Here is a 23,353-nt window from a genome sequence, read left to right on the forward strand (position 1 = left end):
CGGCACAAAATTATTGTGAAAATTATTCTGCATCCACTTCAATTGTGGTGATGTCGTTTTTCTTGTCGCTTTCCCATTGTAGAAAACGCTCTACCTCGTTCATTAGGCGAGGCATTAAGAATGCTAATACTGCCAAATCATCGACGATTCCGACAAACGGAATCGCAATTTCCGGTAAAATATCAATCGGCGAAATGATGTAGGCCAACCCCAAAAAAACCGTCCACATCGAAACTTGGCTCGTCTTATAATTGCCTTTCCGCCACTGTTTTATCATCCGCCAAATTGTAGGCAAATTAGCGATAAAACCTTTGTACCCGGCAGCTTGACGATAAACTCTGAATTTTTTTCTCATCACTTCTTTAATGGAATAGTCAGCTTGCAAAATCCATATCGAAATCTATGGATTTGTTTTTGAAAGATTATCAATGAATTGATGAGTTTTTTGCGAATTCCAATTTCTCATTCCGCTCTCTTTCATCACGATTCTTCCGTCTTTGTAGATGATGAAGGTTGTCGGGAAAGTATTTGGCAAAATCTCTCCTGAAATCGGGCTCTGTGCGATGTAAACCGGCGCTGTATATTGGTTTTCGGCAATAAATTTCCGCACATCTTCTTCCTTGTCCTGCATTGCGATGAGCGCAAAATCCATCCGCTCTTTTTTGCCGTTGTAAAGTGCTTCAATCGATGGCCATTCCTGTCGGCAAGGCGGGCACCAGGTTCCCCAGAAATTCAGGAAAAGCAAATCTTTTTGCTGCAAGTTTTTCAGGTTGGTATCCGGAACATTGATGCCTTTCAAATCTATGTCTAAATCATTGGTTTCCAGCTTGGTAGTCTTTTCAATCGCAGCGATTGGGAAGAAGGTGTCCCGTAAAAAAGTGCGCACAGTGGGAATCATCAGCAATCCCAAAATCAAAATGGTAACGATTATAAAAATTGTGTTTTTCCGCATAGGTTTATGGTTAATGATTGATGGCTAATTATTTTTAAGAATGGCTGATTATGGGAACCATGTAAAGCCTAAAGCCTATCGCTCTTCCTTAGTTTATTGATTAAATACAAATCTGCCAGCACAAAAGCCGCAAGATTTTCAACGATGGGAACGGCCCTTGGCAAAACGCAGGCATCGTGTCTTCCCTTTCCTTCCACAATTGCGGAATTCCCAAATTTATCCACGCTTTCTTGCGGTTTCATCAAAGTGGCTACAGGCTTGAAACCCACGCGAAAATAAACATCCATCCCGTTCGAAATGCCACCCTGAATGCCGCCGGATAAATTCGTTTTCGTGCTGAAATCTTCGTTGAAAATATCATTATGCTCCGAGCCTTTCATCTTCGAACCGCAAAAACCGCTGCCGTACTCAAAGCCTTTCGCAGCGTTAATGCTCAGCATCGCTTTCGCAAGTTCTGCTTGAAGTTTATTGAAAACCGGCTCGCCAATTCCTGCCTGCAAATTTTGAACGACACAGGTAATCGTGCCGCCGATTGTATCGCCATCTTTCCGCACTTCCCTTATTTTTGCCTCCATTTTTTCCGCTGTTTCTTCATCCGGACAGCGAACGGCGTTGCGTTCCGTTTTGTTGAAATCCAAATCCTGATAAGGTTTTTCGCAAAAAATCTCACTAACCGATGAAACGAACGCATTGATTTTCAAATCGTTAGGAAGTAATTGCTTCGCTAAAGCGCCGGCCACAACCCAATTTACCGTTTCCCTTGCGCTCGATTTTCCGCCACCACGATAATCACGGATGCCGAATTTTTTTTCGTAAGTAAAATCAGCGTGAGAGGGGCGGTAAACATTCTGAATATGCGAATAATCCTGCGACTTCTGATTTTCATTTTTGATGATGAAACCGATGGGCAAGCCTGTAGTTTTTCCTTCAAAAATTCCCGACAAAAACTGCACTTCGTCGCTTTCTTTCCGCTGAGTTACAATCGCAGATTGCCCAGGTTTTCTGCGGTCCAATTCTTTCTGAATCGCTTCAAAATCTACCGAAATTCCGGCAGGCACATTGGAAATAATTCCGCCATAAGCTTCACCGTGGCTTTCGCCAAAAGTGTTGAGCGTTAAAAAATTTCCAAGCGTATTCAGCATTTTCGTTTTATTAATTTTTCAGGTTTTCTAGTGAATTATTGTGAAATCCGTAAATTGAGTTCGTTCAATTGTTCATCGGCAATTTCACTTGGCGCATCAATCATCACATCTCGGCCGGAATTATTTTTCGGGAAGGCGATGTAATCGCGTATAACTTCGTTGCCGTCGAGAATTGCAACCAGCCTGTCGAAACCGAATGCAATTCCAGCGTGCGGTGGTGCGCCGTATTTAAATGCGTTCATCAGGAAGCCAAACTGCGCCTCGGCATCTTCCTGAGAAAATCCAAGAAGTGAGAACATTTTGGACTGCAATTCCCGGTCAAAAATCCGCACGGAACCACCGCCAATTTCATTGCCGTTCAAAACCAAATCGTAGGCATTAGCTCTCACATTGCCAGGATTTTCGCTGAGCAGCGCGATGTCCTCAGGCTTCGGCGATGTGAAGGGATGGTGCATCGCGTGAAACCTGCCAGATTCTTCATCCCATTCCAGAAGCGGAAAATCCACCACCCACAGCGGTGCAAATTCATCGCCTTTTCTCAGGCCAAGCTGATTGCCAAGTTCCATCCTAAGCGCGGAAAGCTGCGCGCGAACTTTGTTTTCATCGCCGCTAAGAATCAGCAGTAAATCTCCGGGTTTTGCGCCAAATTTTTCAGCGATAATTTTCAAGGCCGCTTCGTCGTAAAATTTATTCACCGAAGAAGTCAGCGTGCCGTCGTTCTGATATTTTACCCACACCATTCCGGAAGCGCCAATCTGCGGGCGTTTCACGAAATCCGTATAGTTGTCGATTTGTTTGCGCGTCCAGTCTGCCGCATTTTCTACGCAAATTCCCACCACAAGTTCCGCATCGTCGAAAATCTTGAAATCGCGGCCTTTTGCCACATCGTTCAGTTCCACGAATTCCATTCCGAAGCGTATGTCTGGCTTATCATTCCCAAATCTGCGCATCGCTTCATCGTAGGTCATTCTTGGGAAATCCGCGAAATCTTTGCCTGTCACTTCCTTCAGCAGAGATTTGGTGAGGCCTTCGAAAATCTGCAGCACATCTTCCTGCTCGGCAAATGCCATTTCGCAATCGATTTGCGTGAATTCCGGCTGTCTGTCGGCTCGAAGGTCTTCATCGCGGAAGCATTTCACGATTTGGAAATACCGGTCTAAACCGCCCACCATCAGCAGTTGCTTGAAGGTTTGCGGAGATTGCGGCAGGGCGTAGAACTGCCCTGGATTCATCCGGCTTGGCACCACGAAATCTCGTGCGCCTTCCGGTGTGGATTTGATGAGCACCGGCGTTTCCACTTCGATGAAACCTTCGTCGGACAAATAGTTTCGCACTTTCTGCGCCATTTTGTGGCGGAACATCAGCTTGTCCTTCACGGGATTTCTGCGGATGTCCAGGTAGCGGTACTTCATCCGTAGTTCTTCGCCGCCGTCGGTTTCATCTTCGATGGTGAAGGGCGGCAGTTCGGATTCGTTCAGGATGTTGAGTTCGCTTGCCAAAATCTCGATTTCGCCGGTTGGAATTTTCGGGTTTTTGGACGAGCGTTCGATGACTTTTCCTTTGACCTGGATGACGAACTCCCTACCGATTTCCCGCGCTTTCTCGAGCAGCGCTTTTTCGCTGCGGTCTTCATCGAAGACAAGCTGCGTGATGCCGTATCTGTCACGCAGGTCAATCCAGATCATAAAGCCTTTGTCTCGCACGGTTTGTACCCAGCCTGCAAGCGTTACTTCTTCGTTTAAATTTTTGGCGGTGAGTTCGCCGTTCGTATGTGTTCGGAACATTCGCGTTTTAGATTTTAGCTGCGAGAGCCAAGAGTCAAGATTTTAGGGCAGTGTTTAATTCGTGCGCTGATTACAAATGAAATTTCTAACCTTCTAAGTTTTGCGTCTCAATTCTCGAATCTCGGTTCTTGGGTCTTGATTCTAATTCTGCAAAGATATGGATTTTGGCGGTGGGATTTTGCGTGAGGGATAGTAGCGGATACCCCGCAGCGTAGCCGCGAAGCGAAGCGGAGCGGCAAAGCGAGGAGTAGAAGCGGATAGCCCGACGCTAAACGGAGTGAGTGGAGCGCGCGAGCGAAGCGAGCGCCGAAACGAACGAAGTGCAGCGGCACGCCCAAATTATTGAGAATAAATTTGCAGGTTTGAGGAATTTTTTCTAAATTCGTTTAAAATTTAAAAATTTCGTAAAAATGGGAAAAGGCGATAAGAAGACGAAGCGCGGAAAAATAACTTCCGGAAGCTATGGGAAAACGCGGCAGCGCAGGAAATCGGCGGCGAAAATACCTGTGAAGGTGCTGGATGAAAACGAGAAACCGGCGCCAAAAGCAAAGGTGCGGAAAAAAGTGGGCGAACAAACCGAGCCTACCGAAAACGCCGATGTCTAAAGAAAAAACCGAAGCGAAATGCCTCGGTTTCTTTTTTTTAATTATTTAAATAAACTTCCAAAAATTCCGCCAAGTCCGCTTTGTTTTTGCTGCGGTGCGCCGCCAAGTCCGGCGAGAATTTCGCCAAAGGGATTATTGCCGCCTTGCTGACCGGAAAGTACGGATGTCAAAATATTGTTCAGCGGATTTGAACCGCCTGCCTGAGAAGCGGTGTTATTCAGGATGCCGCCCAGCAAATCGCCGATTCCACCGGCACCTACATTGTTTTGGCGTTTCTGCTGGCCGATGTAGCCCATAATCACCGGTGCAAGCATCGCAAGAAGGGCGCCGATCTTGTTCTGAGAAATTCCGGTTTGCTGCGCCAGCTGGTTTTCCACCTCAGATTTTTTGCTGCCGAAAATGTGAGACAGGATGGAAGAGCCTTCTTCCTGCCGCTCTGCTGCCTGTGCAGGATTGCTGATGATGCTTCCATCGTGGTCTTTCTCCAGCGCGTTGTTCAGGGCTTCCGCTTCGGAAGGGTTTTCGCGGGATTTTTTCTGCAGATAGGAAATTATCAGCGGTGCGGCTACGGCTGCCAGCGCAATCATCTGGTTTTTCTCCACGCCGTAGCGGTTTTCGGCCTGCTGGGCAACTTGTGCGCCGGCATTGCCAGTAAGTAAGTCTATTAGATTCATGAAATTTTTTTGCAAGATAATCAATTTTTGAAAATCGGCACGCTGCTGCAGGCTTCACCGAACATCAGGGATTTTACGAGCGGCCGCAACTTTTCCACGAGTTCTATGTAGGCATTCAGCGGGATTTCCTTTTCTGAGCAGCCTTTTACCAGAACGCGCTTGTTTTCTAACGGCGAAAAATCGTAGGTTGAAATGGCGTCGTGCATTAGCATCGTTTCCAAATCTGCAGGGCTTCCGTAAACGATTTTTTTCGCGAAACCGCTGAGCCTGGAAGTGAGCAGGAAATACGACCAAAGCGGAACGATGGCATCCGCAGAATTGTGGATGTTCACGAAGCAATCGCGGAAATCTTCCGGGTTGATTGCTGCCACTTTTTCGCGGAAATCCTTTTCTTTCAGGATAATGCCTTCGAAGAGAAAATCTTTCAGGTCGATGCTTTTGCGCGTGCCTTCAGGAATCAGTTCGGCAAGGTCAAAATTGATGAGGCCGCTTTCTGCTACGCGGTTTTTGATTGGGAAATCTTCGGAAATCATTAGGCAAATTTAGTTTAAATTTGGGGAAAATTTTTCCAAATCTTTCCAAGATGAAGCGCGCAGCATTTTTTTTTCTGCTAATTTCAACCCATTTTTTTTGTCAAAACATCCACGGCATCCAGCTTTTTAATCCTCAAACCAACGATGAAACCCCGGTGATTGGCTTTAATGAATCGCTGATTCTCCGCTTCGATGATTTCGATAATACAAGCAGGCTGTACCGCTACACCATTCGCCATTGCGACCGGAACTGGCAGCCGGACGGACTTTTTTTCACCGAAATCGCGAGCGGCAGTATGAGCGGCCTCATCGATAATTACAGCTATTCCTTCAATACACTGCAGAAGTACACCCATTATGAACTGAAATTTCCAAACGAGAAAATGCAGCCGAAAATTTCCGGAAACTTTGAGCTTATTGTTTACGAAAATTCACCCGAGCGGCCGCTTTTCCGAAGGAGATTCAGCATCTCGGAGGGCCTTGCCAGCGCTTCTCTGCGCGTGAGCCGTACGGCGGACGCCAGGCAACCTGCCGCGAACCAGCGTGTGGAGGTACAGGCGACTTCAGAAGGATACGATATAAACTCCGTGGCTAACTCACTGACTATGAGCGTAGTACAGAACAACAATCCCTGGATGCGGATTGATAACATCCGCCCGACTTCCGTTCTTGCCAACCATTTCACTTTCCAGCATCCCGGCATCATTTTCCCTGGCAATAATGAATTTTATTACTTCGATAATAAAAATATCACCGCGGCTTTCGATATGGTGTCTGCCACAGAAAGCATTGAGGATCAGTATTATACCTATTTGTTTCCAGTCTGGGCATTCCCGCAGAATTATCAGTATATGCCGGATGTGAACGGCGCCTACTATTTCCGCAGGAACGACCTGGGAACCGAGCGAGACCCGCACCGCGAGGGCGACTACAGCTGGGTGTATTTTGCGCTAGATTCCGAGCCGGTTGACAAGGAAATTTTCGTGCTGGGCGGGTTTAACGAATTTCAACCTTCGCAAAAAAACCAGATGTTTTATGATGAAAATGCAAAAAAATACATAGCGAAAATCTACCTGAAACAGGGCTTTTACAACTACATACTCGCGACAAGATCCGGCGGGGGCACTCCGAATTTCGGGGAAATCAACGGGAATTTCTGGCAAACTGAAAACCTCTACCAGGCGTACCTGTACTACCGCCCGTTTGGCCGAAACTACGACGGACTGCTGGGCTATGGCGAATTCCGCACTCCGGTGAGATAGCCCTTGCCTACACCATAGGGTGGCGCCTGAATTCCCTGCTCCTGTCGAAGAGGTAGCGGTAGGTCACTAGCCGGCGGGTGATCCGCGTATCCAACGCCTCTGCGATGTGCATCATTTTTGGATTAAAGTCTCCAATCCACTGCATCTCGGTGGTTTCGTACGCCGTGTTTTTCTGAATGTGCGCGGCCCCTTCCACTATCATCAGCCCTTCCACGCCGGTTCTCTGCCACTTCGGCACTACCCCGAAAACGATGCCTACCATCTTGGTATTTTTCCTGAATTTTTTTAAAAAAAGGAATTTTAATTTTTGCAAAATCCCAAATTTTCCCCGCAAATATTTAAACCATTGATTAAGGTCCGGGATATTGACCCACATTGCCACGGGGCGGTCCTTATGATAGGCGAACCAGATGATGTTCTCGTCCAGCACGGGTTTCATACTCCGGAACATTTTCAGGACTTTTGGAAAATCCAGCTCCTTCCCGCCTTCGCTGTGGCCAGCCCAGGCGAGATTGTAAATTTCAGTAAAATCTTTTGCAAATTTCTCAAGCTCATTCTTCCGCAAATGCCGTACGGAGAAATCCGGGTTGGCCAGGTGCTTCCTGTGAGAAAGCCTGAAGTGCCGCGAAAGCTCCGCATGCACCGGCCTGCTGTAGCATAACTGATTGAAGTACAGCCTGAAACCATAATTCTCGAAAAGGGCCGGGTAGTAGGGCGCGTTGTAGTTCATTCCGTAAAGGGGCTCGCTGAAGCCCTCCGCCAGAACGCCCCAGAACTGATCCCGCTCCCCGAAGTTTATACTGCCATCCATAGCCTCCATACCCCTGCGAAGAAGCCAGTCTTTACAAAAATCAAAAATAAAATTGGCAACCTCCTGATCGTTTACACAATCGAAAAAACCGATGCCGCCCGTGGGCTGATCATTGGCATAATTAGGATTCACGAAAACCGCCACCTTGCCGATGGTATCTTCTTCGGAATTTTTGAAAAGAAATCTCTCGCATTCCCCGGTCTGGAAAAGTTTATTTTCTTTAGGATCAAAAACTTTCTCGATGTCCTGATCCAGCGGGCGGATATAATTTTGATCATCGGCATACAGCCTCGCGGGGAAATCTAGAAATTCCCTCCGGAGTTCTGCAGTATCCACCGCTACGGCATTGATTTTCAACAGAGAGGGGTTCATTTACAATTCTGGGCAGTCCTGCACTTTCACATTCCGGAGCTGCACCTGCGCACCGCCTGCCACTATCCTTACCGACGGAAATTCGCCATATGCGCAGTCGGATTCCACATCGCCAAAATCTCCGTTTTCCGCACTGATGCTTACATCATCGCCGCTGAGCCTGTAGCTATTTTCAGAGAACTCGATGTTATTTAATGTGTAAGGCTTACCATTAACAACAACCTCGCCCTTCTGCGAGCGGGAATCGAACGCAATCACCGCCCTACCCTCCTGCGTGAAAATGATCTTCCCAAGATCGGGAGCTACGGCGAGCGTGGCTACTTCGTTGGTGGCAATTTCTGCCTGATTCGTTACTACATCAGGAGACTCCGGAAGTTTCTCCTCTTTCTTGCAGCTAATCACTGCTACTGTGGAGAATAATATTAAACAAAACTTTTTCATTCAGGAAAATATCTTCCAAAGATAGAGAATTTAAAAAAAAGCCATCCCGAAAGAAAAATTGCCGAAAACTTATATTTGCACACTAAACTCAGCAGAATGGTACTATCGATGACAGGCTTTGGGCGCAGCGAGGGCATTTTTGAAGGAAAAAAAATCAGCGTGGAAATCAAATCGCTGAACAGCAAACAGTTAGACCTTAATCTTCGCCTTGCGCAAAAATACCGCGAGAAAGAATTTGAAATTCGTAAAATATTGATTGACAGTATTTTACGCGGAAAAGCGGACTGCTACATTACTATTGAAAATACTGAGGAAAATTCATCAACGAAAATCAATCAGGAATTGGTGGAAAATTACATTTCCCAACTGCGAAAAATTGCGGATGATGCGCCGAATTTTGAATATTTGAAAATGGCGCTGAAAATGCCCGATGTACTTGCTACCGAAAATGAAGAATTCTCAGAAAATGAGTGGATTTATTTAAAATATCTCATTTCGGAATGCCTTGCAAAATTTAATGAGTTCCGGAAAATTGAAGGCGAAGCATTAAATTTCGATATTCGCAAAAATATTGCTGAAATTCATGAAAATCTGCAAAGGGTAAATCCTTATGAAAGTGAGCGGCTGGAAACCGTAAGGCAGCGCTTCCAGAATGCGCTGAAAGATTTTGAAGCGGATGAAACGAGATTCTATCAGGAAATGGCTTTCTACACGGAAAAACTGGATATTCAGGAAGAGAAAGTTCGGCTGGCACAGCATCTGAAATATTATGAAGAAGTTTTGCAAAACGAGCAACAGAACGGAAAAAAACTGGGCTTCATCGCGCAAGAGATGGGCCGGGAAATCAACACGCTGGGATCGAAAGCCAACCACGCTGAAATCCAGAAACTTGTGGTGCTGATGAAAGACAGCCTGGAAAAAATTAAAGAGCAAACGATGAATATTTTATAGCCTAAAGCCTTAGGCATCAACAAGTTATCTTTATCGCTCATCAATTATAAAAATGGAAAAAGTAATCATTTTTTCGGCGCCTTCAGGAAGCGGCAAAACCACGCTTGTAAAATATTGCCTGGAAGAATTTCCGCAGCTGGAATTTTCAATCACCGCAACCACAAGAGCTTTGCGCGGAACGGAAATTCACGGGAAGGATTATTTCTTCATCACCGAAGAAGATTTTAGGCAACACATTGAAAATCAGGATTTTGTAGAGTTTGAAGAGGTTTATCCCGGGAAATTTTACGGCACTTTAAAATCTGAAATTGAACGAATTTCATCCTTGGAAAAAGTGGTAATCTTCGATGTGGATGTAAAGGGCGGCATTTCACTGAAAAAGTATTTTGGCGAAAAAGCGCTCTCAATTTTCATAATGCCGCCAAATATTGAAGAGTTGGAACAGCGTTTGATTTCTCGTGGAACTGATGATTTGCCAACGATCAAATTACGCGTGGAAAAGGCGGCGGAAGAACTCACATACCGAAATCAATTTGATAAAATAATCGTAAACGACAGCCTTGAAAATGCGAAAAATGAAATTTCCGAGGCAATTTCAGAATTTTTAAATTCATAATTTTTCACACTATTTATTGAATAATGAATAATTCACTTGAAACAGCAAAAGCCAACCTGCCCGTAAAAGGTTTTTTGGATATTTCAGATTACGCCATTCCCCAAGGTGAAGAACTGGTACAGGCGATTTTAGACTTAAAAAAGGAAAAAAATGCCGTGATTTTGGCGCATTATTATCAGCCTGCGGAAATTCAGGACATCGCTGATTTTCTGGGCGATTCACTGCAACTAGCGAGGCAGGCAAAGAATACGGACGCTGATATGATTGCGTTTTGCGGCGTGCACTTTATGGCGGAAGCTGCGAAAATCCTGAACCCTACGAAAAAGGTGATCCTGCCGGACACACAAGCCGGATGCTCGCTTGCCGACGGATGTTCTGGAGAAGGCTTGCGAAAAATGCGCGAAGAACACCCTAACGCATTGATTGCCACATACATCAACTGCAACGCTGAGACGAAGGCTGAGAGCGATATCATCGTAACAAGCTCGAACGCTGAGACGATTATTGAATCCCTGCCGGAAGACCGCCCGATAATTTTTGCACCAGATAAAAATCTGGGACGCTACCTGATGAAAAAAACCGGCCGGGATATGATTTTGTGGGACGGCAGCTGCATTGTTCACGAAGCATTTTCGATGGAACGCATCGCCAAACAATTGGCGGACAACCCCGATGCCAAGCTGATTGCCCACCCTGAAAGCGAAGAGCCAGTGTTACAATTGGCGCACTTTATCGGCTCAACCTCTGCCCTTCTGAATTTCGTGGAAAAAGATGAGGGCCAGAAATTCATCGTGGCTACGGAAGAAGGCATATTGCACGAGATGAAAAAGCGGGCACCGCAGAAAACGCTAATCCCGGCGCAGGTGTACGACGAAAGCTGCAACTGCTCGGAATGCTTCTTTATGAAGCGAAACACGATGGAAAAGCTTTACCTCTGTATGAAATACGAACTCCCAGAAATTACAATTGGGGAAGAACTACGCCTGAAAGCGCTGAAACCAATCGAAAAAATGCTGGAGCTTTCCGAAGCCATCAAATAATGAACTCGAAAATCTTCATCGAAAACCTGAAAATCTACGCATACCACGGCGTTTTGCCGGAAGAGAAAATCATCGGCACTTACTATTTCGTGAATGCGGAATTTCACGCCGATCTTTGGAAGGCTGCGGATACGGACGACCTGAACGACGGCATCAGCTATGCCGATCTGAACGACATTATTCGGGAAGAAATGCTGATTCCCTCGAAGCTTTTGGAAAATGTAGCGGGAAGAATCATCAAAAAAATCCACGAAAAATTTCCGCAGATTTCTTTTGTCAAAATTAAAATCACCAAAACCGCACCGCCAATGAATGGCGAATGTTCCGGCGCAAGCGTAGAATTTTCTGCTGAGTTTTAGGCTAGGCTCTCAGCCGCTTCCTTTATGATACTGTACGAGTGCTTCCTTGCTTCGTGGTCGTAGATGTGCGCCGTTATCATTATTTCATCAACCATCACTCTTTTTTGAAAATTTGACAATTCCTCAGCAATCTTTTCTTTGCCGCCAATGAAACTCACACGAAGCATTTTTTGCACATAGGCCTTTTCCATCGGGTTCCAGATTTCGTCCATATTTTCAGGCGGCGGACCGAAGGGCTGTCTATTGTCCCGCACAATGTTCGTGAACGCCATATACAGCGTGTTGCTCAGTTTTTGCGCCTGTTCATCGGTGTCTGCAGCTATTCCGTTCACACAGGCAATGGTGTATGGCTCGGCAAGATATTCGCTCGGCCTGAAATTTTGGTGGTAAATTTTAAACGCCATTTCCATCTGATCCGGTGCAAAGTGCGCCGCAAAAGCGTAGGGCAGGCCCAGTTCCGAAGCGAGCCAAGCACTATCCGTGCTGGAACCAAGGATGTAAATCGGGATGTTCAGCCCTTCACCAGGCACCGCACGAATTGGCGCATCTTCTTGATTTTCAGAGAAAAAGTACTGCAACTCCTGAATTTGCCGAGGAAACTGCTCATTAATATTTGCTGGATTTCTGCCCAGGGCTTTCGCCGTAATGCCGTCCGTTCCTGGCGCTCTTCCAACGCCCAAGTCAATTCTGCCGGGATAAAGCGTTTCCAGCGTTCCGAACTGTTCTGCGATGACGAGCGAACTGTGGTTGGGCAGCATTACGCCGCCTGATCCTACCCGGATTTTTTCCGTTCCGCCGGCTATATAGCCGATGAGCACGGATGTTGCCGAGCTGGCGATGCTCTTCATATTGTGGTGCTCGGCAAGCCAGAATCTCTTGTAGCCCAGGCTTTCCACGGTTCTTGCCAAATCCAGGCTGTCTTCAAAAGTGTTTAGGATGGTTTTGCCCTGCTTTACAGGTGCAAGGTCTAATACGGATAATTCAAAATTTTTCATCATTCTTTGATAAAAATGTAAAATGGTTTACGAGTAATCTCAGCTCCTGAAACTCAAATTCCGAAGGTAGAAAATTCCTCCACTGCGTAAGGTTCCAGTCCATCTTATTTTTAGCAAAAGCCTTTCCAAAAATTTCCAGGCGTTCCTTTGGAACAATGCGCTCGATTTCGAGCAAACCTCTGGAAGCGAATTCCGCAAGATGCCCATAGATCGTGCTTTTCATCAGTCCGCGCTCTTTGCAGATTTCCGGAATAGATTTTCCGTTTTGGAACATTTCAAAAGTAATGGAAGGCGAAGGCTTTTTCGCAACAGCCTTGTTGATTTCTGAATTCTCAGCTTTGTTAAATAATTGATAATCAATCAGTTTCACTCGTTTTAAATCCTCCAGATAATCTTCCAAATCGGTAAGCAAAGTGCGCGTAACTTCGTTGTATTCCTTCAGGCCTTTCATACCCTTTGTCTCAGCATAAAATTCTTTCAGCGGGATGTAAACTTTCTCGTTCACATTTTGGTAGAAAAAATTCACGGCGCCTTTTGCCTTGGCTTCAACCTCTGCCCAATTGTCTTCCACATCGTTTCGCCGCGATTTCTGCGTTAAAACTTTTGCGAATTTTGCATAAATCTCTGCCAAATTGTCCACATCTTTTTCAAGCAGGAAATGAATATCGGCCGCTTTTTCTTTGTCAAGAAAACGGCTTGTTTTTGCAGAATCATACCAACCTGAAACCGCCTGCTTTATCCACTGTAAATCGGTGAATCTCAAAACTTTAGCAATGGCGAAATCGAATTTTTCTGCGCTGAGAATTTCGCTGATTCTGTCATTGGCACCGGTTTCCGACTGAAAATTTTCCACACGATGGTCACTGAAAATCACTTCCCGCGAAATCTTCGATTTCATCACGATGCCTTCCAGCGTTCGGCAGCGTGAGAGCGCCACATAAACCTGGCCAGATGCAAAGGATTTCCCCGCATCGATGATGACGCGGTCAAAAGTTAAACCCTGAGATTTGTGGATGGTAACAGCCCACGCCAAACGAATCGGGAACTGCTGAAAGCTGCCGAGAACTTCTTCCTGAATGCTTTTGTCCGCAGCCAGAGAGTATTTTTTCTGCAGCCATATTTCGCGCTTCAGTTTGTACGGCTCGCTTTCACCATCGATGATTACGGAGATTTCATCTTCGGAAAGCGCTACAACTTCCGCCAGTTTTCCGTTGAAGTACCTTCTCTCGCTGGATGCATCATTGCGGATGAACATCACCTGTGCGCCCACTCTCAGCTCAAGCTCCGCATCGTTCGGGAACTGGTTTTCATTAAAATCACCCTCGATTTCCGCCGGGTAGAAGTACGACTGGCCGTGCAGCTCGCCAAGCTTTTTACGGTTGATGCCATCCGCCATAAAATTGTGGGATGTAAGGTGTACAAAGGCTTCGTCGCCAGGTTCAAAATTTGGGATGTAGCGCGAATTCAGCTTTTCGAAATCAATTTCGTCGCGGTTTCCGCTACGGATTGCGTTGAGGATCGTTACGAATTGCTCGTCTTTTTGGCGGTAAACTTTCGTAAGTTCTACGGTGATGAGCGGTAATTCTTTCAGCGCAAAACTGTCGAAGAAAAACGGCGAGCTGTAGAACTGCATCATAAATTCCTCGTCCTTTACAACCGGCGGCAATTGGTATAAATCTCCGATGAATAGCATCTGTACGCCGCCGAATTTCTGGGAATTTCTCCGGATGTGGCGCAGCGAAAAATCCACCATATCTAGCACATCGGCACGAAGCATCGAGACTTCATCGATGATGATGATTTCCACTTCGCGAAGCAATTTCAGCTTGTCCTTCCGGTACCGAAAATGCGACACAAGGTCTGGGATGTTCATCGCCCGGTTTTCATCGATGCGGTCTAGCGTAGGAATGAAGTTCCGCAGCGGCAGCCCAAACATCGAGTGGATGGTAACGCCGCCAGCATTGATTGCCGCAATCCCTGTGGGCGCAAGAACGATGTGCTTCTTCGCTGTGCGGCGCACGAAATCGTTCAGGAAGGTGGTTTTCCCGGTGCCAGCTTTTCCTGTAAGGAAAATGCTTCGGTTGGTGTACTCGGCAAGTTCGAAAATATCCAAAATGCGAGGCGCAAGATTATATCATCTTTTCCAAATCAAATAGCGCTAAATCATTGCATCGTGATTGGTTTTTGTGTCGGGCGCCACGCGCTTCATCACCTTCTCCCTTATAAACTCATCGGCTTCCTCGGGTGTGTTGATCTGCGGCACGGATTCTGCGTGAGGAGATGGCTCAATTTTATGCCCATAATACCTTGCAGAAACTTTGGTAAATTCTGCCCCGAGGAAGATGAGCTGGCAGGTGTAATTGATCCACATCATCAGCAACACCACCGTCCCCGCCGCACCGAAGCTGGAAGATGGCTTGAAGTTATCAAAATAAAGGGTGAGCGCAAATTTCCCAACGGCAAAAAGCAAGGAAGTCACGAAAGCTCCCAGCCAGACGGAGCGCCACTCAATATCTGCATCCGGAAGAATCTTGAACATCAGTGCGAAAAGTACGGTCGTAATTATTAAGCCTATCACAAAATTTGCGAGATTTACCCAGAATAGCGTATCCAGGTGGAACCACTGCACGATGTAATTGTTCAGTAGGCCAATCATAGAGGAGATGACCATCGTGACCAGCAGCAGGAAGCCGATGGTGAGGATCATACCGAGGGAGTTGGCACGGTCCAGCAGGAAGCGGTACCACGCCTGTTTCGGGGCGGGGCGCACTTCCCACATCTTGTTTAGCGATTTCTGCAGCTGGAAAAAGAAGTTGGTAGCACCGAAGACCAGCGCCGCCACACCTATGATTTTCATAAACCAGTCGTCCTTATCCACCATACTTTTTAGGATAAGCTCCTCGATCGTTTTCCCTACCTCCGCTCCCATCAGATCGCCAAGCACGCGGGAAACTTCGCCGCGCGCCGCCTCCTCCCCGAGGAAGATGCCCGCCGTCCAGATCACGATGATGAGCAGGCCGGGAATTGAGAAAATCGCGCTATACGCCAGTGCCGCAGCATCTGTACCCGCATTGCGGGTGCCATAATCCTTGAAGGTTCGTTTGGTAATTTCCCAAATGTCCTGGAGTTTTTTTTTCATAGGAAAAATTTCATCGCAAATGTAAGTTTTTCAAAAATGGCAGCAACCGCTACTTGTACCAGGAGGAATATTTTACATAATTATTCGCAATCCTGTTCACCTCGCCTTCCAGAAGTTCGCGCGAAATATCCTTAATCTTCCTTGCCGGAACGCCGCCCCACACTTCGCCAGATTTTATGTGCGTGCCCTGCGTCACCACGCTTCCTGCGCCCACAATGCTGTCGCTTTCCACTACGCAATCGTCCATCACTATGGCGCCCATCCCAATCAGCACATTATCGTGTATCGTGCAGCCGTGCACAATGGCATTGTGGCCTATGGAAACATTATTGCCGATGTTCAGCGGGAATTTTTCGTAGGTGCAGTGCAGCATCGCATTATCCTGGATGTTCACCTTGCTGCCGATTTTGATGTAGTGAACATCGCCACGGATTACCGCATTGTACCAAACGCTGCAGTCCCTGCCCATCGAAACATCGCCGATGATTACGGCAGTTTCCGCCAGGAAGGTATTCTCGCCAATTTGCGGCGATTTTCCGAGAAGTTCTTTGATTAATGCCATTCTTGAAGTTTGATGGTTTGAAGTTTTAAATTTAAGAAATCTTTTCTCTGTCCACAAGACTTATTCATTTCGCTAATTCTTTTTCCCGTATTTTTGCATTTGTTTTTAGCAAAAAAATAAATGCGCGAAATTACCATAGAGCCTACGGCCAATCCTAAAGTGATGAAGTTCGTGGCGGATTATACCCTGATTCCTGGCGCTGTAGAGCTCGACAGAAATTCCGATGTTTCCGAAATCCCTTTGGCGCAGGAACTGTTCAATTATCCTTTCGTGGATAAGATTTTCATCACCGCCAATTTCGTTGCCGTGGCAAAGCAGGACACGGTGGAATGGGATATGGTGCAGGCCAACCTGAAAAATGTGATTGAGGACGAGCTGCTTGCCAACCCGAGGATTTACCGGCAGAAGCCGCGCGAAATCTTCCCGATTTATGCCGAAATGACGCCCAATCCTAATGTGATGAAGTTCGTTTCGAACAAGCTGATTCTGGATGGTTTCGTGGAAGTGAAATCCAGGGAGGAATCTTTGCAAGTTCCTTTGGCAAAAGGGATTTTGGATGAGTTTGATTTTGCGGAAGAAGTCTTCATCTCGGATAATTTCGTTGCCGTTACCAAAAACGATTCCGTGCAGTGGAACGAAGTGATGGTGGCGGTGCGCAGCTTCATCGCGGATTATCTTCAGCAGGGAAAAACGGTATCCGAAAAATCGCCCACGAAGCACGAAAACCCTGTGGAGCAACTGATTAACAGGGAATATACAGATGATGAGCAGCGGATTTCCGACATCCTTGCGGAGTATGTAGCGCCAGCTGTGGAGAATGACGGCGGGAAAATCTCGCTGATTGAATACGATGCCGAAACTAAAACGGCGAAAATGCTTCTGCAGGGTGCCTGCAGCGGTTGCCCAAGTTCTACGGCTACACTAAAGGGCGGCATCGAAAGTTTGCTGAAGCAATTCGTGCCGGAGCTTGTGGAAAGCGTGGAGGCGGTAAATGGATGATAGTTTCAGGTTTAAAATTCAAATTTCAAAATTTAATGCGCAACGCATACTTTGACTTCAGACCTTAAACTTTGAACCCTGACCCCTGAACTTTAATTTTTGAACATTTAACTTTAAACTTTGAACAAAAAGGGCATACTTCTGGTAAATCTCGGCTCGCCGAAATCTACTTCCGTTCCGGATGTGAAGGAATATTTGGATGAATTTCTGATGGACGAAAAAGTCATCGATTATCGGTGGTTTTTCCGTTCGCTTTTGGTGCGTGGCATCATCCTAAGAAAGCGCCCGAAAAAATCGGCGGAAGCCTACAAAACGGTGTGGACAGAGCAGGGTTCGCCGCTCATCATCATTACAGAACAAATCCGCGAGAAACTTCAGCAGCGCTTTGATGTTCCCGTAGAAATCGGGATGAGATATGCCGAGCCTTCCATAGAAAATGGCATTCAAAAACTTGTAAGTCAGGGAGTTACGAACATTGTACTGTTTCCGCTTTATCCGCAGTATGCGATGAGCACTACGGAAACTGTGGTGGATAAGGCGGAGGAAGTGCGGAAGGAAAAATTTCCGGGCGTGCAGATTTCGTATGTGGAGCCGTTTTACGGCAGGGATATCTACATCGATTGCCTTGCGGAAAGCTTGCGCGAAAAATTACCGGAAGAGTTCGATGCGCTGCAGTTCTCGTATCACGGCGTTCCGGAACGGCATCTCTACAAAACGGACCCTACCAATACCTGCAAAATTGGCGATTGCTGCCACGAAGAATCCAGGCCGTCGCACAAATTCTGCTACCGCCATCAGTGCTATAAAACTACGGAATTGGTGATTGAAAAACTGGGCATTCCGAAGGAAAAAACGATAGTTTCATTCCAATCCAGATTGGGAAGGGACAAGTGGATTGAGCCTTATACCGATGAAACTTTGGAAAATCTTCCGAAGAAAGGCGTGAAAAATCTGGCGATTTGCTGCCCGGCCTTCGTTTCGGATTGTTTGGAAACTTTGGAAGAGATTTCCGAGGAAGGCAGGGAAACCTTCCTTCATTCCGGGGGTAAGGAATTTCACTATCTGCCCTGCCTGAACGATGAGGAGCGGTGGATAGATGTGATTGAAACACTCTGCCGCGAAAAATTGGACGGTTTTTATCTGGTCGGCTAAAACACCTGCTCAGCAATTTTCGTGATATTGCTGCTCTTTCCCATTGAATAAAAATGCAGCACCGGCACGCCGAAATCCAGCAGCTCTCTGCATTGTGCCACCGCCCATTCTATCCCGATTTCCCGCACCGCAGCGTTGTCCTTCGCCGTATCCATCGCTTTTATCAAATCTTCTGGCAAATCAATTTTAAAAGTCTTGGGCAAAATGGACAAATGGTTTTTCGTAGCCACGGGCTTTATGCCGGGGATTATCGGCACCGTGATCCCGATGTTTCGGGCGGCATCCACAAAAGCAAAATATTTCTGATTGTCAAAAAACATCTGCGTCACCACATAATCCGCGCCCTCGTCCACTTTCTGCTTCAGCTTTTCCAGGTCATATTTCATAGATGGCGATTCGATGTGCTTTTCCGGATAGCCCGCCACACCGATGCAGAATTTGGAATTTTCCCAAGCCCTGCCTTCATCCGTAAGAAATTTTCCGTGGCCTACATCATCTATCTGCCGCACAAGCTCGCCGGCATTGGCATTGCCGCCGTCTGTAGGCACAAAATGGCTTTCGCCTTTGCGTGCATCCCCACGGAGCGCCATCACATTCTCGATGCCGAGGTACAGGCAATCCACGAGAAGATACTCTGTTTCTTCCCTTGTGAAGCCGCCGCAAAGCACATGCGGCACGGTATCCACACCGTATTTGTACATTATCGCGGCGCAGATTCCCAGCGTCCCGGGGCGCATTCTCGTTATGCGGCGTTCCATCAGGCCGCCGTGTTTTTCGAGGTAAACGAATTCTTCGCGCGAAGTGGTAACATCGATGAATGGCGGCTGAAACTCCATCAGCGGATCGATGTTGCGGTACAGGTCGTCTATGCTTTCGCCTTTTGTTGGCGGCACTACTTCCACAGAAAACAGCGTTTTGCCGTTGGCTTTTTTAATATGCTCAGTTATTTTCATTTCATTAAGGCTTCCTCTAATCTTTGATTTTTGAACTTTAAATGTTAATCCGCCAAGTTCGGTGCCAGCCATTTTGCCGCCAGCTCAGCATCCATATTTTTTCTTTGGGCATAATCTTCCAGCTGATCTCTGCCGATTCTTCCCACGCCAAAGTATTTGGCTTCCGGATTGCCGAAATAATAGCCGGAAACTGCGGCAGTAGGATACATCGCCATACTTTCCGTGAGGTGTACGCCGATTTTTTCCTCCACATTCAGCAGCGAAAAAATGCTGAGTTTTTCCAGATGGTCCGGGCAGGCAGGATACCCGGGCGCAGGCCGGATGCCCTTGTATTTTTCGGAAATTAAATCTTCGTTTTCCAGATTTTCGTTTTCGGAATACGCCCAGATTTTCGTGCGGATTTCCCTGTGAAGAAATTCCGCGAAAGCTTCTGCCAAACGGTCTGCCAAAGCCTTCACCATTATGGCGTTGTAATCATCGTTTTCCTGCTCAAATTTTTTTGCTAATTCTTCCGCGCCGAACCCTGCACAAACGCAGAAGGCACCTATGTAATCCTGCCTTCCGGAACTTTCCGGCGCAATGAAATCGGAAAGCGCCAGGTAGCTTTTCCCTTCGGAACGCTCGGCCTGCTGACGAAGCGTGCGGAAAATTGTCTGCGTGTTTCCGCCCAAATCTCTCACCAGAATATCATCCCGATCATTGGAGTTGGCAGGGAAAATGCCGTACACAGCCTTTGCCGTCAGAAGTTTTTGGCTAATGATTTCGCCGAGCATTTTTTGAGCATCCGCGAAGAGTTTCGTGGCTTCTTCCCCCACGATTTCATCTTCCAGAATCTGCGGAAATTTCCCGAAAAGCTGCCAGCTTCTGAAGAAAGGCGTCCAGTCGATAAACTCCACCAAATCCCCAAGGTTCTGATTTTCAATTGTTTGTACGCCTAATTGCTTCGGCTCAGAAATCTCGGCATTTTCCCAATCGATTTGGAATTTATTTTCGCGCGCCTTTTCTATCGAAACATATTTTTTCTCCACCTGACGGTTCAGGAAATTTTCCCTGAACTCAGCGTACTCCTTTTTCAGCTCCGCAACGAATTGCCCACTGTTCTCACCAAGAAGCGCCGTGACAACGCCCACAGAGCGCGAAGCATCAGCTACATGCACCACGGCATTTTTATAGCTTGGGTCTATTTTCACGGCGGTGTGCGCCTTGGAAGTCGTGGCACCGCCTATCATCAGCGGAAAATTCAGGTTCTGCCGTTCCAGTTCGCTCGCTACGAAAACCATTTCATCAAGGCTCGGTGTGATGAGCCCGCTCAGCCCGATGATGTCCACCTTTTCCCGCACTGCCGTTTCCAGAATTTTTTCCGCAGGTACCATTACGCCCAGATCCACGATTTCGTAATTGTTGCAGCCCAGCACCACGCTCACTATGTTTTTCCCAATATCGTGAACATCGCCTTTCACTGTAGCCATCAAAATTTTCCCGTTTGATTTTTCGTCCGCGCTTTTTTCTGCTTCGATGAATGGCTGCAGGTATGCCACGGCTTTCTTCATCACCCTTGCCGATTTTACAACCTGCGGTAGAAACATCTTTCCGCTGCCGAATAAATCGCCTACGACGCTCATACCCGTCATTAGCTGATTTTCAATCACTTCCAGAGGTCGCGCAGAATTTTGGCGGGCTTCTTCCACATCTTCTTCGATGAATTTATCGATACCCTTCACCAAAGCGTAAGTAATTCTTTCCTGAAGATTTTCCCTTCGCCATTGCAAATCTTCCGTGGTGGTTTTCTTCGCGGATTTGTTTTTTTCGGAATAATCCAGCAGTCTTTCCGTAGCATCCGCCCTCCTATCCAGAATTACATCTTCCACCAGCGCCAGCAAATCGGGCGGAATTTCGTCGTACACTTCCAGCATTGCAGGGTTTACGATTCCCATATTCATCCCTGCCTTTATCGCGTGGAACAGGAAAACCGAGTGCATCGCTTCGCGGACTCTGTCGTTTCCGCGGAACGAAAAAGATACATTGGAAACGCCGCCGGAAACCGAGACATACGGCAGATTTTCGCGCACCCATTTTGTAGCTTCGATGAAGTCCAGCGCATTCCTCCGGTGCTCCTCCATCCCCGTTGCCACAGGGAAAATGTTCAAATCGAAGATGATGTCCTGAGGCGGAAAATTTACTTTCTCGGTGAGGATTTCGTAAGACTTTTTCGCGATCTCGATGCGCCTTTCAAGGTTGTCCGCCTGACCTATCTCATCGAAAGCCATCACGATTAATGCCGCGCCATAGCGTTTCACGAGCTTTGCCTGGCGGATGAATTCTGCTTCGCCGCCTTTCAGCGAGATGGAATTTACCACCGCTTTTCCCTGGACCACTTTCAGCCCGGCTTCGATGATTTCCCATTTTGAAGAATCTATCATTATCGGGATTCTCGCAATGTCCGGCTCCGCGGCTACCAGGTTCAGGAATTTTACCATACAGTATTGGCCGTCCAGCATTCCGTCGTCAAAATTCACATCCAGAATCTGGGCACCGTTTTCTACCTGATGCCGCGCGATTTCCAGCGCTTCTGCAAAATTTTCTTCCTTGATGAGCCGCAGGAATTTTTTAGAGCCTGCCACATTTGTTCTTTCCCCTACATTGATGAAGTTGGATTCTGGCGTGATGATGAGTGGTTCCAGCCCGGAAAGCTTCATCGGGCGGAAGTCTGTTCTGTAATTATATTCTGCCATTTTTGGACTAGCTCAAAATTGTTTGCGGAATTTTTCTCGGTTCAAAATCTTTCACTACATCGGCAATCGCAGCGATGTGAGCAGGCGTAGTACCGCAGCATCCGCCCACAATATTCACGATGCCGCGCTCCGCATAGTCCTTCACCTGCATTGCCATAGCCTCCGGCGATTCATCGTAGCCGCCGAAAGCATTGGGCAGGCCCGCGTTTGGATAGGCGGAAATGTAATAACCCGACTGATTGGCGAGGGTTTCCAGATAAGGCGTGAGCTGCTTTGCGCCCAGTGCACAATTGAAACCGACGCTCAGCAAATCGTGGTGCGAAACGGAAATAAGGAAGGCTTCAGCGGTTTGTCCGCTAAGCGTTCTGCCGGAAGAATCTGTGATGGTACCGGAAACCATTACAGGAATTTTCGCACCGCTTTCTTCCTGGATTTCATCTATGGCGAAAAGCGCAGCCTTGGCATTCAGCGTATCAAAAATGGTTTCCACCAGAAGAATATCGGCGCCGCCCTCCATCAAAGCCTTGGCTTGCTGCTTGTAGGCTTCGCGAAGCTCATCGAAGGTAATGGCGCGGAAGCCGGGGTCGTTCACATCAGGGCTAAGGCTCGCCGTCTTGTTCGTAGGGCCTATGGAGCCTGCCACGAACCGGGGCTTCGCAGGATTTTTATCGTTGAATTCTTCGCAAACTTCGCGGGCGATTTTTGCAGATTGGAAATTCATTTCCTGAACGAAATCTTCCATCCCATAATCTGCCATTGCTATGGTGGTGGCGCTGAATGTGTTGGTCTCGATGATGTCCGCGCCTGCTTCCAAATATTCTCTGTGGATTGCCGCGATAATTTCCGGCCGGGTAAGAGAGAGCAGATCATTATTGCCCTTCAAAGGCTTTTCCCAATCTTGGAAGCGTGCGGAGCGGTAATCGTCTTCATCCAGCTTGTAGCGCTGGATCATCGTTCCCATAGCACCGTCCAGAATCAGGATTCTTTCACCAAGAGAGCGGTAGAGTTCGGCTTTACGGTTCATTTCAAACAAACATTTAATCATTGAAATTCGCCGGAAAAAGCCCAGAGGAAAACTGCGTTCTCGGTTATCTTTCCTAAAATTTTTAGGTAGAATTTAGCACCTTCTCAATCCTGAGGGTTGCTAAGGCTTCGCAGGGTCTATTCCCTCAGCCTTTCCTGATAACTTCAATGTTGTGAGCTGCAAATATAGTTTTTTTCGGTATAAAATTCATTTGCATAAAAATTTTGAAAAAACTTTATCTTCGTAAAAATAATT

At 46.9% G+C, this 23,353-nt stretch carries 23 protein-coding genes and 1 riboswitch; of the genes, 8 read left to right on the forward strand and 15 right to left on the reverse strand.

Annotated elements, in window-relative coordinates; all coding sequences use genetic code 11:
• Window positions 1-22 precede the first annotated feature (22 nt).
• From BUB43_RS01115 to aspS, 4 genes are all read right to left on the reverse strand, one after another.
• Window positions 23-277 carry a YkvA family protein gene (locus BUB43_RS01115; RefSeq protein ID WP_260200441.1) on the reverse strand — a complete coding sequence of 85 codons (255 nt, stop codon included), beginning with the start codon at window positions 275-277 and terminating at the stop codon, window positions 23-25.
• Window positions 278-400: 123 nt separating this feature from the next.
• A complete protein-coding gene (locus BUB43_RS01120) occupies window positions 401-952 on the reverse strand; it encodes a TlpA family protein disulfide reductase (protein ID WP_073177515.1) in 552 nt (183 codons plus the stop codon).
• A 68-nt stretch (window positions 953-1,020) separates the two neighbouring features.
• Entirely contained in the window at window positions 1,021-2,094 is a 1,074-nt protein-coding gene (aroC, locus tag BUB43_RS01125) for a chorismate synthase (protein ID WP_073177516.1), read from the reverse strand.
• 35 nt (window positions 2,095-2,129) lie between these two features.
• Entirely contained in the window at window positions 2,130-3,878 is a 1,749-nt protein-coding gene (gene aspS / locus BUB43_RS01130; RefSeq protein ID WP_073177517.1) for an aspartate--tRNA ligase, read from the reverse strand.
• Between the two features lie 410 nt (window positions 3,879-4,288).
• Here aspS and BUB43_RS11545 point away from each other — a divergent pair, with 410 nt between their 5' ends.
• Window positions 4,289-4,483 carry a 30S ribosomal protein THX gene (locus BUB43_RS11545; RefSeq protein ID WP_073177518.1) on the forward strand — a complete coding sequence of 65 codons (195 nt, stop codon included), beginning with the start codon at window positions 4,289-4,291 and terminating at the stop codon, window positions 4,481-4,483.
• A 41-nt stretch (window positions 4,484-4,524) separates the two neighbouring features.
• Here the strand turns inward: BUB43_RS11545 and BUB43_RS01140 are convergent, their stop codons facing one another.
• Window positions 4,525-5,157, reverse strand: coding sequence for a DUF937 domain-containing protein (locus BUB43_RS01140; protein ID WP_073177987.1), 633 nt, complete (start codon window positions 5,155-5,157; stop codon window positions 4,525-4,527).
• A gap of 20 nt (window positions 5,158-5,177) precedes the next feature.
• A complete protein-coding gene (locus BUB43_RS01145) occupies window positions 5,178-5,687 on the reverse strand; it encodes a DUF2480 family protein (RefSeq protein WP_073177989.1) in 510 nt (169 codons plus the stop codon).
• Window positions 5,688-5,740: 53 nt separating this feature from the next.
• Here BUB43_RS01145 and BUB43_RS01150 point away from each other — a divergent pair, with 53 nt between their 5' ends.
• A complete protein-coding gene (locus tag BUB43_RS01150) occupies window positions 5,741-6,952 on the forward strand; it encodes a type IX secretion system plug protein (RefSeq protein WP_073177519.1) in 1,212 nt (403 codons plus the stop codon).
• Window positions 6,953-6,959: 7 nt separating this feature from the next.
• Here the strand turns inward: BUB43_RS01150 and BUB43_RS01155 are convergent, their stop codons facing one another.
• Both BUB43_RS01155 and BUB43_RS01160 read right to left on the reverse strand, forming a co-directional pair.
• Window positions 6,960-8,135, reverse strand: a complete 1,176-nt coding sequence (locus BUB43_RS01155) for a hypothetical protein (RefSeq protein WP_073177520.1) — start codon at window positions 8,133-8,135, stop codon at window positions 6,960-6,962.
• On the reverse strand, window positions 8,136-8,576 hold the full coding sequence (locus BUB43_RS01160) for a hypothetical protein (protein WP_073177521.1): 441 nt from the start codon (window positions 8,574-8,576) through the stop codon (window positions 8,136-8,138).
• 96 nt (window positions 8,577-8,672) lie between these two features.
• On the opposite strand from BUB43_RS01160, the gene BUB43_RS01165 reads away from it, so the two are divergent.
• Genes BUB43_RS01165 through folB form a run of 4 tightly spaced genes read left to right on the forward strand, consistent with a single transcriptional unit; the run spans window position 8,673 to window position 11,542 of the window.
• The gene (locus BUB43_RS01165; RefSeq protein WP_073177522.1) at window positions 8,673-9,527 is read left to right on the forward strand and encodes a YicC/YloC family endoribonuclease; all 855 of its coding nucleotides are present in this window, start codon (window positions 8,673-8,675) and stop codon (window positions 9,525-9,527) included.
• Between the two features lie 52 nt (window positions 9,528-9,579).
• Complete coding sequence (gene gmk / locus BUB43_RS01170; RefSeq protein ID WP_073177523.1) at window positions 9,580-10,143, forward strand: guanylate kinase; 564 nt, start codon at window positions 9,580-9,582, stop codon at window positions 10,141-10,143.
• A 23-nt stretch (window positions 10,144-10,166) separates the two neighbouring features.
• Complete coding sequence (gene nadA, locus BUB43_RS01175; RefSeq protein ID WP_073177524.1) at window positions 10,167-11,183, forward strand: quinolinate synthase NadA; 1,017 nt, start codon at window positions 10,167-10,169, stop codon at window positions 11,181-11,183.
• Window positions 11,183-11,542, forward strand: coding sequence for a dihydroneopterin aldolase (folB, locus tag BUB43_RS01180; RefSeq protein ID WP_073177525.1), 360 nt, complete (start codon window positions 11,183-11,185; stop codon window positions 11,540-11,542). The genes nadA and folB overlap by 1 nt, the downstream gene beginning before the upstream one ends.
• Here the strand turns inward: folB and BUB43_RS01185 are convergent.
• Genes BUB43_RS01185 through BUB43_RS01200 form a run of 4 tightly spaced genes read right to left on the reverse strand, consistent with a single transcriptional unit; the run spans window position 11,539 to window position 16,238 of the window.
• Window positions 11,539-12,537 carry an LLM class flavin-dependent oxidoreductase gene (locus BUB43_RS01185; RefSeq protein WP_185113757.1) on the reverse strand — a complete coding sequence of 333 codons (999 nt, stop codon included), beginning with the start codon at window positions 12,535-12,537 and terminating at the stop codon, window positions 11,539-11,541. The genes folB and BUB43_RS01185 overlap by 4 nt on opposite strands.
• Complete coding sequence (locus BUB43_RS01190; RefSeq protein WP_260200442.1) at window positions 12,524-14,650, reverse strand: helix-turn-helix domain-containing protein; 2,127 nt, start codon at window positions 14,648-14,650, stop codon at window positions 12,524-12,526. The genes BUB43_RS01185 and BUB43_RS01190 overlap by 14 nt, the downstream gene beginning before the upstream one ends.
• Window positions 14,651-14,695: 45 nt before the next feature.
• Window positions 14,696-15,676 carry a YihY/virulence factor BrkB family protein gene (locus BUB43_RS01195; protein ID WP_073177528.1) on the reverse strand — a complete coding sequence of 327 codons (981 nt, stop codon included), beginning with the start codon at window positions 15,674-15,676 and terminating at the stop codon, window positions 14,696-14,698.
• A 49-nt stretch (window positions 15,677-15,725) separates the two neighbouring features.
• Entirely contained in the window at window positions 15,726-16,238 is a 513-nt protein-coding gene (locus BUB43_RS01200) for a gamma carbonic anhydrase family protein (protein ID WP_073177529.1), read from the reverse strand.
• Between the two features lie 120 nt (window positions 16,239-16,358).
• On the opposite strand from BUB43_RS01200, the gene BUB43_RS01205 reads away from it, so the two are divergent.
• Window positions 16,359-17,237, forward strand: a complete 879-nt coding sequence (locus tag BUB43_RS01205; protein ID WP_073177530.1) for a NifU family protein — start codon at window positions 16,359-16,361, stop codon at window positions 17,235-17,237.
• 120 nt (window positions 17,238-17,357) lie between these two features.
• On the forward strand, window positions 17,358-18,389 hold the full coding sequence (gene hemH / locus BUB43_RS01210; protein ID WP_073177531.1) for a ferrochelatase: 1,032 nt from the start codon (window positions 17,358-17,360) through the stop codon (window positions 18,387-18,389).
• Here hemH and metF read toward each other — a convergent pair.
• The 3 genes from metF to BUB43_RS01225 are packed head-to-tail and all read right to left on the reverse strand — an operon-like array spanning window position 18,386 to window position 23,098.
• The gene (metF, locus tag BUB43_RS01215; RefSeq protein WP_073177532.1) at window positions 18,386-19,342 is read right to left on the reverse strand and encodes a methylenetetrahydrofolate reductase [NAD(P)H]; all 957 of its coding nucleotides are present in this window, start codon (window positions 19,340-19,342) and stop codon (window positions 18,386-18,388) included. The two genes, hemH and metF, sit on opposite strands and share 4 nt — an antisense overlap.
• A 44-nt stretch (window positions 19,343-19,386) precedes the next feature.
• Window positions 19,387-22,074 (reverse strand): methionine synthase, encoded by a 2,688-nt coding sequence (metH, locus tag BUB43_RS01220; protein WP_073177533.1) that lies wholly within the window; start codon window positions 22,072-22,074, stop codon window positions 19,387-19,389.
• Between the two features lie 7 nt (window positions 22,075-22,081).
• Complete coding sequence (locus tag BUB43_RS01225; protein WP_073177535.1) at window positions 22,082-23,098, reverse strand: homocysteine S-methyltransferase family protein; 1,017 nt, start codon at window positions 23,096-23,098, stop codon at window positions 22,082-22,084.
• A 61-nt stretch (window positions 23,099-23,159) separates the two neighbouring features.
• Window positions 23,160-23,263: riboswitch (SAM riboswitch) on the reverse strand.
• Window positions 23,264-23,353 lie beyond the last annotated feature (90 nt).

The sequence above is a fragment of the Cruoricaptor ignavus genome (assembly GCF_900141665.1).
GTDB lineage: Bacteria > Bacteroidota > Bacteroidia > Flavobacteriales > Weeksellaceae > Cruoricaptor > Cruoricaptor ignavus.